The sequence below is a fragment of the Streptomyces sp. 8L genome (genome assembly GCF_020176795.1).
Lineage (GTDB): Bacteria > Actinomycetota > Actinomycetes > Streptomycetales > Streptomycetaceae > Streptomyces.
Window position 1 is genome coordinate 1 of sequence record NZ_JAIUKE010000411.1, and the last position, 11,300, is coordinate 11,300.

Here is an 11,300-nt window from a genome sequence, read left to right on the forward strand (position 1 = left end):
GGGCCCGGGCCTGCGCGCGAAGGACGCGAGCCAGGACAGGGTCTCCCGGTCGGCCCACTGGGCGTCGTCGACGAGCAGGCATCGTGCGAGGGTACGGCAGCGGGCCCGGTCAGTGCCGCAGCCGGTCGGACTCCAGGGCTCTCCCGGCCCGCTCGGCGAGCCCGTCGGCGCCGCACCGCTCGGCCAGTTCGAGGCCCGCGCCCAGTTCGGCGGTGAACCCGGACGCGATGCCGTACTCGACGCGCGCCCGCGCCCGTTCGTACGCGCAGGGCGACGCCTCCAGGTGTGCCACGGCGCGCTCCAGCAGCGCGACCCGCGCGGCCCCCTCTTCCAGGGACGCCGCGCACAGCAGCGCCGAGCCGGCGGCGGTACGGGTCCCGGAGCGGTCCGCCTCGGCGCGCGCGTACGAGGCGAGCTCCGCGGCCCTGAGGGGGTCGGTCGCGGCGAGGGCACGGGCCAGGTCGAGTGCCCAGGGCCCGACGACGACGTTGTGCCGGCCCCGCCCGGTGAGCGCCCTGCCCGCGGCCTCCAGCTCGGCCGTGGGCTCCTCGGTGCGGCCGAGCGCGAGCAGCAGCCTGCCGCGCACGCACGCCGCGTCGGGCAGCATCATCGTCGTCGGGTAGGGCGGGAGGAACCCGTAGCGCTCGGCGCAGGCGGCGGCCCGGTCGGTGTGCCCGCGCGCGAGGAGCGTGTCGATCAGCGCGCAGACGGCTTCCCGCTGCACCGGGCCGCCGCTGCCGAAGCCCTCGGTGAGCCGGAGGCTCTCCCTCAGGTACGCCTCCGACTCGGCGAGCCGGCCGCGCCTGCGGTGCACGTACCCCAGCATGGCGTGGGCGAACGCCAGGTGGGCGCCGCTGAAGCCGGCGCGGTCGAACGCGTGGAGCGCCTCGTCGAACAGCGCCTCGGCCCGGTCGAGCCGGTCGGTGACGGCGTACGCGAGGCCCAGCAGGGCCGGCACCTCGAAGCTCCACTCCGTGTCGGTCCAGCGCATGCCGTCCGCGAGCCTGCCGTCGCACAGCGCGCGTTCCGCGGTGGCCGCCACCAGTGCGGCGTTCTCGCCGCGCACGGCCGCGTCGAACGCCCGCAGCGCCAGCAGCACGCGCTCGGTGCTCCCGCCGCCCGCCGCTCTCCCGGCGGCCTCGGTGAGGCGCCGGGAGCGCAGGGGGCCGTCGCTCTCGGCCGCTCCCAGACCCTCCCAGAGGAACCGGGCGGCGGTCAGCCGGTCCTTGAACGGCCCGGGCGGGCAGACCTCGGCCTCGGCCGTGACCATGCGGACCGCCTCCGCGCCCTGGTCGTTGTGGGCCAGCGCCTGGGCGAGCCGCAGGACGGCGTCGACGCGGTGGCCGCCGGCCAGGCCCGGGGTGTCGAGGGCGCCGCGGAGGTGGCCGACGGTCGTGGCGGGCGCGGTCAGGAGCGAGGCGCAGCCCAGTTCGTAGCGCACCTCGGCGCGCACGGCGGGCGGCGGGGGCTCTTCCAGGGCGCGTTCGAGGGCTCTGCGGGCGGCGTCGGGCGCGCCCACGGCGAGGTGCTCGGCGGCCGCGTCACGGAGCTGCCGTACGAGCTCGGGGTCTCCGTCGGGGTGCACTTCGAGCAGGTGCGGGGCAGCCGCGGCGGCTCCCCCGCCGCAGCGCGTCACGGCCCAGGCGGCGCGCCCGTGCAGGGCGGTGCGGGTGGCGGGCGGGATCGACCGGTAGACCGCGCTCGCGACGAGCGGGTGCGCGAACTCCAGCCGGTCGGCGCCTTCGAGTATCCCGGCCGCGCGCAGCCGTGCGGCGCACTCCTCGGCTTCGGCCGGGCCCATGCCGGCCAGCGTCTTCGCGGTGCCCAGCGGGGTGCCGGCGCCGAGGACGGCGACGGCGCGGGCGAACTGGACGGTGGCGGTGCCCAGTTCGGCCAGCCGCCGGACCAGTCCCGCGCCGCGGGTCGAGGCGGCGAGCTCGTGCAGCGCGGGCGCGGACCCGCCCACGGGGTCGAGGTGGCTGTCCCGCACGCGGGCCAGCAGCTCGACCGTGCCATAGGCGTTGCCGCCGGTGACGGCCCACACCTCGTGGCAGAACCCGGGGTCGGCGCGCGGGCCGAGGACGGCCGTCGCGAGCCGGGCGGCGGCGCCCGGGGTGAGGGCCTTGAGCGTGGCGCGCAGCCTGGCGGCGTCGCCGACGGCCTCCAGCAGGTCCGCCACGTCGCCGGTGACGTCGTCGGTGCGGTGCGCGACGACGAGCAGCACGGGCAGGTCGGGCCCGGGCCTGCGCGCGAAGGACGCGAGCCAGGACAGGGTCTCCCGGTCGGCCCACTGGGCGTCGTCGACGAGCAGGACCAGGGGCCCGTACGCGTCGACGAGGCCGCAGGCGAGCACGTCGAGGCCTTCCCTGACCCCTTGCGGGTCGCCGTACTGCGCGCCGGGTGGCGCGATGCCGAGCGCGGGGCCCGCGATCTCGTACCAGTCGCCGAGGAGTTCACCGGGGCCCGCCGTGAGCGCGGGTTGCAGGAGCTGGCGCACCACGTGGAAGGGGACGGACGACAGCGTCTCGCCGCCGCGCGCCGACCAGACCACGCAGCGGTCCCCGGCGATCCTGCGGACCTCGGAGAGCAGCGCCGTCTTGCCGAGTCCCGCCGCCCCGCGGTAGACGAGGACGCCGCCCGTGGGCCGTGCGCCGGGAGCGGTCTCGCCGCGGAGCGCGCGGACGGCCTGTGCGGCGGCGGCGAGTTCCGGCTCGCGCTCCAGCAGCGGGAGGTCGTGCGGGAGGCCGGAGCGGAAATCCATCCGTCTGTTCCCCTCTCGCACATGCGGCGCCGAATGTGTCGAACCGTGAGGAGTCGAGGGTAGCCGCGCGGACGGCCAGAAGGCGGTGATCCGACTCGATTACCGCGTTCTGCGGCGGTTCGCGTGCGAAAGCGGGCCCGTTGGGGTATGTTTCGCCGCCGCATACCGGCAGGAGGAGCCACCGCATACCGGCCGGAGCAGCCGCCGCACACCAGCTGGAGGAGCGGCCGCACACCGGCCGCCGGAGCGGTCCGCCGCGACCGCGTACGGGGCCGCCTGGATCACGCCCGTGCCGAGGCCGCCGTGTTCTGCCCCTGCGTACCGGAGGAGGCGGCCAGGCCGAAGGCGGAGCGCACCACCCGGAACTGGTGCTCCACCTGGTGTTCCACCGGAATCCAGCGCGGCCTGCACCGCTGCTCGAACACCGAGCACCGCGCGGTCAGGAACCGGTCGAGCCGGTCCCGTACGTCGTGCGCCGCGGGACCGCACGCCTCGACCGCCTGGAAGAGCATGCCCGCGGTGCGCAGTACGAGGCGGCGTGCGGCGATGGTCAGCGCGAGCACCTGGGCGCGATTGAAGCCGCCGAGCCCGCCGGGGAACGCGGCGAACGACTCGGGGCTCCACTCGGCGACGAGCGAGGGGCAGCTGCGCCGGAACTCGTCCACGGTACGCAGCAGCGGCGCGACCTGGGCCGGGATGCGGGGTCTGACGCGGTCGGCCATCTCGGCGAGGAATTCGGCGTCCCGCTCCGTCAGCCGGCCGACGGCCGTCATGGCGCCCTGCGGGTCGGGGTGGGCGGAGGCGTCGGCTATCTCGTCAGCGGCCCACATCGGCGCCTCGACGATGGCGGTCACCGTGCCGTACCGGTAGGGGTGGTACCAGGTGGAGGCGTGGCTGGAGGACGGGGTGGCGGTGAACTGGTCCCGCCGGGTGGGCGGCGGCATGTCGAAGACCCCGGTACCGGGGCTCGGCCAGAAGAAGGCGTCGAACGGGCTGAGTTCGAGCGGGATGTCCAGGTCGGCGGCGGAGCGGGCGAGCGGGCCCGCGAGGCCCGGCAGCGAACGGGTCAGCTGCACGAAGCTGCCGCCGATGTCGACGCCGTGCAGGGAGAACTGGAGGAACGGTCTGATCTCGTCCTGGAGGTCGACCAGGGCGCGGGTCTCGGGGAGCAGTTCGGCCTCGGAGCGCGCGTGCAGCCACTCGGGCTGTTCGTAGAAGTTGGGGCGGAACATGCGCCGGAAGTGGTGGCCGAGGGTCATCGGTCCTTGCAGCCAGCGCTCGTTGCGGCGGGCGCCGTCGGGGTCGAGGCAGATCAGCAGATGCCAGGCCGCGGCGCCGGGCCCGTCGCCGGGCGCCGCGTCGACGAGATGTTCGGCGAGACGGAGGGCGGTGGCGCCGCCGACCGGCTCGTTCGCGTGGGGGCCCGCGACCACGAGGACGTCGCGCGCGCCGTGGCCGACGGTCAGCAGCGTCAGCGGTTCGCCGCCCCGCGAGCGGCCTATGCGGCGCAGCGCGGCACGTTCGGGATACGCGGCGGCCAGCGCTGCGGCGCGTGCGGTCAGTTCACCGACGGTGGGGTAGCGCGGCGCCACAGCGGTCCGATCTGTTGGTCCCTCAGGTACGCGGCCCCGGCCCGCCGCACACCGAGTGATAGTCGGTCACTGGAAGGTAGGGCGTCAACACTGGCCGTCACAGGGACCGTCCGGCTTTGCGAGCCTTTGAGGCAAGGGCGGCGGCCACCCGGCGGGGCGACCGGCCACATCGGATTCCCGACCGCCACACATCCCATGTATCGACCTCAACCAAAGTGGACAGATGGACATCAACGCAGTTCAGCGCCACCCCTGCATCGCATGCTCACCCTTATACATCCAATCTCTTGCTAGACATTGGATGTCTGCCGCTCTAGGCTGACCCCGCCCGAGGGGGCTGCCTCGAACCGCCGCGCCTCCCGCCCGTCTGGAGTGTTGCCATGACGTCCGCCCCCACGCCTTCGCCGGCGCCGTCCGCCCGTGTCACCGAGCTGACCGTGCTGGACATCCGGTTCCCGACCTCCGAGCATCTGGACGGCTCGGACGCGATGAACCCGGAGCCCGACTACTCGGCCGCCTATGTGGTGCTGCGCACCGATGCCGCCGACGGGGTCGAGGGCTGCTCTCTCGCGTTCACCATCGGTCGCGGCAACGACGTGCAGGCCAAGGCCATCGAAGTGCTCGCGCCGCAGGTGGTGGGCCGTTCGATCGAGGAGCTGTGCACAGACCTCGGAGGTTTCTCCCGCGATCTCGTGCACGATTCGCAGTTGCGCTGGCTCGGTCCCGAGAAGGGTGTCATGCACATGGCCATCGGGGCGGTGGTGAACGCCGCGTGGGACCTGGCGGCACGCCGTGCGGGCAGGCCGCTGTGGCGGCTGCTGGGCGAGATGTCCCCCGAGGAACTTGTCGACCTGGTCGATTTCCGGTATCTGAGCGACGCCCTGACCAGGGACGAGGCGCTGGAGATCCTGCGGGCGGCGGCGCCGGGCCGCGCGGAGCGCACCGCGCGGCTGCTGGAGCGCGGCTACCCCGCGTACACCACCACGCCCGGCTGGCTCGGGTACTCCGACGAGAAGCTGGCCCGGCTGGCGCGCGAGGCCGTCGCCGACGGCTTCACCCAGATCAAGCTGAAGGTCGGCGGGTCCGTCGAGGACGACGTACGGCGGATGAGGGTCGCGCGCGAGGCGGTGGGCGACGGCATCCGGATCGCCGTGGACGCCAACCAGCGCTGGGACGTGGCGTCGGCCGTGGAGTGGATGCGGCGGCTCGCGCCGTACGCGCCGTACTGGATCGAGGAGCCGACCTCCCCCGACGACGTGCTCGGCCACGCGGCGGTGCGGCGCGGTGTCGCGCCCGTCAAGGTGGCGACCGGCGAGCACGTCGCCAACCGGGTCGTCTTCAAGCAGCTGCTCCAGGCCGGCGCGGTGGACGTGGTGCAGATCGACGCGGCCCGGGTGGGCGGTGTGAACGAGAACCTCGCGATCCTGCTGCTCGCCGCGAAGTTCGGGGTGCCGGTGTGTCCGCACGCCGGCGGCGTGGGGCTGTGCGAGATGGTCCAGCACCTGTCGATGTTCGACTTCGTGGCCGTCTCCGGGACCACGCGGGACCGGGCCATCGAGTACGTGGACCACCTGCACGAGCACTTCACAGACCCGGTGCGGATCACGGACGGCCACTACGCGGCGCCGACGGCTTCGGGCCTCGGCGCCCGGATGCACGAGGACACACTCAAGGAGTTCCGGTACCCGGACGGACCCGTGTGGAGCGCCCGCGCGGCGCGCCGAGGACCGGCCGCCTCCCGTGCGCCGAAATGAGGCATAGGTCCCCGCCGATCGGTTACCCGCACCCGCGCCATGACCATGTCGCAGCGAGAGTGGGGAGCCCGGGATGAAGGCGCTGGTGTACGAAGGTCCGAAGGACGTCGCGGTCAAGGACGTGCCGGACGCCCGGATCGAAAGGCCGACCGACGTCCTCGTGAGGATCACCTCCACCAACATCTGCGGTTCCGACCTGCACATGTACGAGGGCCGGACGCCCATGGAGACGGGCCGCACCCTCGGGCACGAGAACCTCGGCGAGGTGGTGGAGGCCGGGGACGGCGTGGACCGTGTCAAGGTCGGTGACCGGGTGTGCCTGCCGTTCAACGTCGGTTGCGGATTCTGCGCGAACTGCGAGCGCGGGCTGACGGGCTTCTGCCTGTCGGTCGACTCGGACACACCGGGCGGCGCCTACGGCTTCGCGGCGATGGGAACGTACGCGGGCGGCCAGGCCGAGTACCTGAGGGTGCCGTGGGCGGACTTCAACTGCCTGGTGCTCCCCGAGGACGCGGTGGAGAAGGAGAACGACTACGTGATGCTGGCGGACATCTTCCCCACCGGCTACCACGCCACCGAACTCGCCCACGTGTCGCCCGGCGAGTCCGTGGTGGTCTTCGGCGCCGGTCCCGTGGGACTGATGGCGGCCTACTCGGCGACCCTGCGGGGCGCGAGCCAGGTGTTCGTCGTGGACCGGCACCCGGACCGGCTCCGCCTGGCGGAGAAGTCGGGCGCCGTGGCCATTGACGACTCCGCGGGCGACCATGTGGACCAGATCCTGGAGCTGACCGGCGGCGGCGCGGACAAGGGCTGCGAGTGCGTCGGCTACCAGGCTCACGACCCGCAGGGCGACGAGGAGCCCGAGCGGACGATGAACGACCTGGTCGCCTCGGTCAAGGCCACCGGTGCCATCGGTGTGGTCGGTGTCTTCCTTCCGCAGGACGAGGGCGCCCCGACGGAGCTGACGAAGCAGGGCAAACTGCCCTTCGACTTCGGGCAGTTCTGGTTCAAGGGCCAGCGGATCGGCACGGGGCAGGCGAACGTGAAGGCGTACAACCGGCATCTCTGCAAGCTCATCGAGCACGACAGGGCGAGGCCGTCGTTCATCGTCTCGCACGAACTGCCCCTGGACGAGGCGGCCGAGGCGTACCACAACTTCGACGACCGCGTGGCGGGCTGGACCAAGGTCGTCCTCAAGCCCTGAACCACCGCCGCGGGCCGGCTGCCCGTCCAGCCGTCCGGCCGTCCGGCAGGCTGCCCGGCTACCCGGCTACCCGGCTACCCGGCACCGGAGTACGCGAGCCTCGTCGGTCACTCCCACCGCGGGGCGCCTCAGGCGCCCCGGTGGGGCGCGCGCGGATACCGGCCGCACGCTCGGCCCACGAGCCCCGCGTGCTGCGCCCAAGAGGCCCTCGTTTCGCCCAACTCCTTTCCGCCGTACGTGACTTGTGATATTCACAGGCCACCCCCACGGAGAGGAACTGCTGTGCTCAGAACCTCGTCGCGCCGATTCGCCTCCCTCCTCGGCGCCCTCCTCCTGGCCCTCGGGGCCATGCTGATCGGCTCGTCCCCGTCCTTCGCCGGCCAGGCCGCCCCCGCCGAGTCGAACGGCGGCGTACGGATCATGCCGCTCGGCGACTCGATCACCGACGGCTACACGCCCTACCCGGGCGGCTACCGCGTCAACCTGTGGCAGCGGCTCGGCGCCGAGGGCCACCGGATCGACTTCGTCGGCTCCCAGTTCAACGGGCCGGCCGCGCTGGGCGACCACGACCACGAGGGCCATCCCGGCTGGCGCATCGACCAGTTGGACGCCAATATCGTGAACTGGCTGGGGACCAGCGACCCGCGCACCGTCCTGCTGCACATCGGGACCAACGACATCAACCAGAACTACGACGTGGCGAACGCGCCCGCCCGGCTGTCGACGCTGATCGACCACATCCTCCAGCAGAAGCCGGACGTCGAGCTGTTCGTGGCCGAGATCATCACCGAACAGGGCGAGCCGCACGCCACCATGGTCAACACCTTCAACGCGGCCATCCCCGGGATCGTCGCGAGCAAGGGCCCCCACGTCCACCTGGTGGACATGCACGCGGCGCTCACCGAGGCGGACCTGGCCGACGGCGTGCACCCGAAGCAGGAGGGCTACGACAAGATGGCGGCGGTCTGGGACCGCGCGCTCGCCTCCGTGCCGCAGAGCCTCCAGCCGCTCCCGGCCACCGCGGGAGCCGCGGAGCTCGTCCACTGACCCACACGCCGCCGCCCGCTCCTCCGGGGTTCGCCCGGGGCCTCGCATGCGTCGCCGCCCGTCCCTGAGCTGCTCTACGGGGCGGGCGGCGGCTCGTGGGGCAGATGGTCCGCGAGCAGCTGAGCGAGGTGGGTTCCCCCGCGCCCCGCGAGTTGGCCGAGCTGGGTGCGGCAGGAGAAGCCGTCGGCGAGCACCACGTCCCCCTCGCCCGCGCCGCGCACCGCGGGCAGCAGCGCGGTCTCGGCGACGGCCACCGAGACCTCGTAATGCCCCTTCTCCACACCGAAGTTGCCCGCCAGACCGCAGCAGCCGCCGACCGCCTCGACGGCCGCGCCCGCGTCGTGCAGGAGCTCCGCGTCCCGCTCCCAGCCGAGTACGGCGTGCTGGTGGCAGTGCGGCTGGGCCACTCCGCGCACCCCGCGCAGGTCGGGCGGTGACCATCCGGGTGTCGCGGTCAGCAGCTCCGCGAGGGTGCGGGTGGCGGCGGCCGTCGCCGCCGCCCGGGGATCGTCGGGCAGCAGCTCGGGGAGGTCCCCGCGCAGGACGGCCGTACAGGAGGGTTCCAGGCCGACGACCGGGACGCCGGCCGCCACGGACGGTTCGAGCGCCCGCAGGGTCCTGCGCAACTGGGCTCGTGCTCCGTCGAGTTGGCCGGTGGTGATCCAGGTGAGACCGCAGCAGACGGGCGCGTCGGGGATGCGTACGGCGTATCCTGCGGCCTCCAGGACGCGGACGGCCGCGCGGCCGACCTCCGGGGTGAAGTGGTCGGTGAAGGTGTCCACCCAGAGGGTGACCGGGGTGCCCCCGGGGCGCGGGCGGCGCTCGAACCACGCGCGGAAGGTGCGCCCGGCGAAGCGCGGCAGTTCACGGCGCGCGTCGATGCCGCCCGCGTGCTTGGCCAGCGCGGCGAGCGGCGGGAGTGCCAGGAGGGTGTTGGCCAGCCGGGGCGCGTGCGCCGCGAGCCGTGCCCAGCGCGGCAGTTGTCCCAGGGCGTAGTGGGCGGCGGGGCGGGGCCGGTGGCGGTAGCGCTGGTGGAGCGCCTCCGCCTTGTAGGTGGCCATGTCGACACCGGCCGGGCAGTCGCTCGCGCAGCCCTTGCAGGCGAGGCACAGGTCGAGGGATTCCGCGACCTCCGGGGAGCGCCAGCCGCCCTTCACCAGGCGGCCGTTGGCCAGTTCCTGGAGGACACGCGCGCGGCCCCTCGTGGAGTCCTTCTCGTCCTTCGTGGCGAGGAAGGACGGGCACATCACTCCCCCGCCGCCGGTGGCGTCCGCACGGCAGCGGCCCACCCCGACGCAGCGGTGCACCGCCGAGGTGAAGTCGCCCCCGTCGTCGGGGTAGGCGAAGGCGAGGGCGCGCGGCCGGGCCGTGGCGGCGGGCACCCGCAGGTCCGCGTCCAGGGGCCGGGGGCGCACGATCACCCCGGGGTTGAGCAGGTCGGCGGGGTCGAAGAGGTGCTTGACGCCCGCGAGCGCGGCCAGTGCCTCCGGGCTGTACATCCGGCCGAGCAGCTCGCCGCGGGCGCGGCCGTCGCCGTGCTCGCCCGACATCGAACCGCCGTGGCCGGCCACCAGTTCGGCGGCGTCGGTCACGAACCGGCGCAGCAGCGCGGGGCGCCGGGCGAGCGGGAAGTCGACGCGCACGTGCAGGCAGCCGTCGCCGAAGTGGCCGTACATCAGCCCGTCCAGGCCGTGCCGCCCCATCAGCGCGCCGAGTTCGCGCACGTACGGGCCGAAGCGGTCGGGCGGCACCGCCGAGTCCTCCCAGCCGGGCCAGGCGGCCTCGCCCGCGGGCGTGCGCCCGCCGAGGCCCGCCCCGTCCTCCCTGATGTGCCACAGCGCGCGGGCGGCGGCGCCGGAGACGACGGCCGAGTCGAGGCACCCCGAGGCGGCCACGAGGCGCCGGGCGGCGTCCGCCGCCTCGCCCGGGGTGTCCCCCGCGGTCTCGGCGAACAGCCAGCCGCCGCCGCGCGGGAGGACGTCGGGCACGGCGGCGGCGCCGCGCCGCGCCCGTACGACGTCGACGAGGCGCGCGTTCATGCCTTCGAGGGCCACGGGCCGGTGCGGCAGGAGCGCGGGGACGGCGTCGGCGGCCTCGGCCATGTCCGGGTAGCCGAGGACGGCCAGCGCGGTGTGCCGGGGCGCCTCGACCAGCGCGACGGTGGCCCCGAGGACCACCCCGAGGGTGCCTTCGGTGCCGACCAGGAACTTCGCGAGGTTCGCGCCGTTCTCCGGGAGCAGGTGCTCCAGGCTGTAGCCGGAGACCTGCCGGCGGAAGCGGCCGAACTCGGTCCGGATCAGCGCGAGCCGGTCGCGTACGAGCGCGTCGAGGCCGCTGAGCAGCTCGGCCTCGGCACTGTCCGTCGGGTACCTCCCCGCGGCGCCGCCCAGGGCGCCCTCGCGCGCCGTGAGGCGCACACCCGCCCCGGTGAGCAGGTCGAGGTCCACGACGTTGTCGGCGGTCCTGCCGTACGCGAGGGCGCGGGAGCCGCAGGCGTTGTTGCCGAGGGAGCCGCCGATGGTGGCCCGCCCGTGGGTCGACGGGTCGGGGCCGAAGCGCAGTCCGTGGGGCGCCGCCGCCGCGGTGATCGCGTCGAGCACGGCGCCCGGCTGGACGACGGCGGTACGAGCCTCGGGGTCGACGGCCCCCACCCCGTCCAGGTGGCGCGAGAAGTCGAGCACGAGGCCGGTCCCGATCGCGTTGCCCGCGATGGAGGTGCCGGCGCCGCGCGCGGTGAGCGGCACGCCGAGGTCCCGGCACACGCTCAGCGCGGCGGCGGCCTCGTCGGTGTGCCGGGGGAAGGCCACGGCGGCCGGTACGACGCGGTAGTTGGACGCGTCGGAGGAGTATTCGGCGCGCCGCCTGACGGAGGTGTCCACCTCGGCGACACCGGCCCGCCGCAGCCCGTTCGCGAGTTCCGCGGGGGTGGGGCCGGGGGCGGG

General features: G+C 74.3%; 6 protein-coding genes. 3 read left to right on the top strand and 3 right to left on the bottom strand.

The window, feature by feature from the left end:
- Window positions 1–109: 109 nt before the first annotated feature.
- Both LCE31_RS28980 and LCE31_RS28985 read right to left on the bottom strand, forming a co-directional pair.
- Window positions 110–2,761 (bottom strand): ATP-binding protein, encoded by a 2,652-nt coding sequence (locus tag LCE31_RS28980; RefSeq protein WP_225019425.1) that lies wholly within the window; start codon window positions 2,759–2,761, stop codon window positions 110–112.
- Window positions 2,762–3,042: 281 nt separating this feature from the next.
- A complete protein-coding gene (locus LCE31_RS28985; protein WP_225019427.1) occupies window positions 3,043–4,353 on the bottom strand; it encodes a M14 family zinc carboxypeptidase in 1,311 nt (436 codons plus the stop codon).
- 380 nt (window positions 4,354–4,733) lie between these two features.
- On the opposite strand from LCE31_RS28985, the gene LCE31_RS28990 reads away from it, so the two are divergent.
- From LCE31_RS28990 to LCE31_RS29000, 3 genes are all read left to right on the top strand, one after another.
- Window positions 4,734–6,107, top strand: coding sequence for an L-fuconate dehydratase (locus LCE31_RS28990; RefSeq protein ID WP_225019429.1), 1,374 nt, complete (start codon window positions 4,734–4,736; stop codon window positions 6,105–6,107).
- A 73-nt stretch (window positions 6,108–6,180) separates the two neighbouring features.
- Window positions 6,181–7,311, top strand: a complete 1,131-nt coding sequence (locus LCE31_RS28995; protein ID WP_225019431.1) for a glutathione-independent formaldehyde dehydrogenase — start codon at window positions 6,181–6,183, stop codon at window positions 7,309–7,311.
- Window positions 7,312–7,593: 282 nt separating this feature from the next.
- Window positions 7,594–8,358, top strand: a complete 765-nt coding sequence (locus LCE31_RS29000) for an SGNH/GDSL hydrolase family protein (protein WP_225019433.1) — start codon at window positions 7,594–7,596, stop codon at window positions 8,356–8,358.
- 74 nt (window positions 8,359–8,432) lie between these two features.
- Here LCE31_RS29000 and LCE31_RS29005 read toward each other — a convergent pair whose 3' ends face one another.
- Window positions 8,433–11,261 (bottom strand): FAD-binding and (Fe-S)-binding domain-containing protein, encoded by a 2,829-nt coding sequence (locus LCE31_RS29005; RefSeq protein WP_263632438.1) that lies wholly within the window; start codon window positions 11,259–11,261, stop codon window positions 8,433–8,435.
- Between the last annotated feature and the right edge of the window lie 39 nt (window positions 11,262–11,300).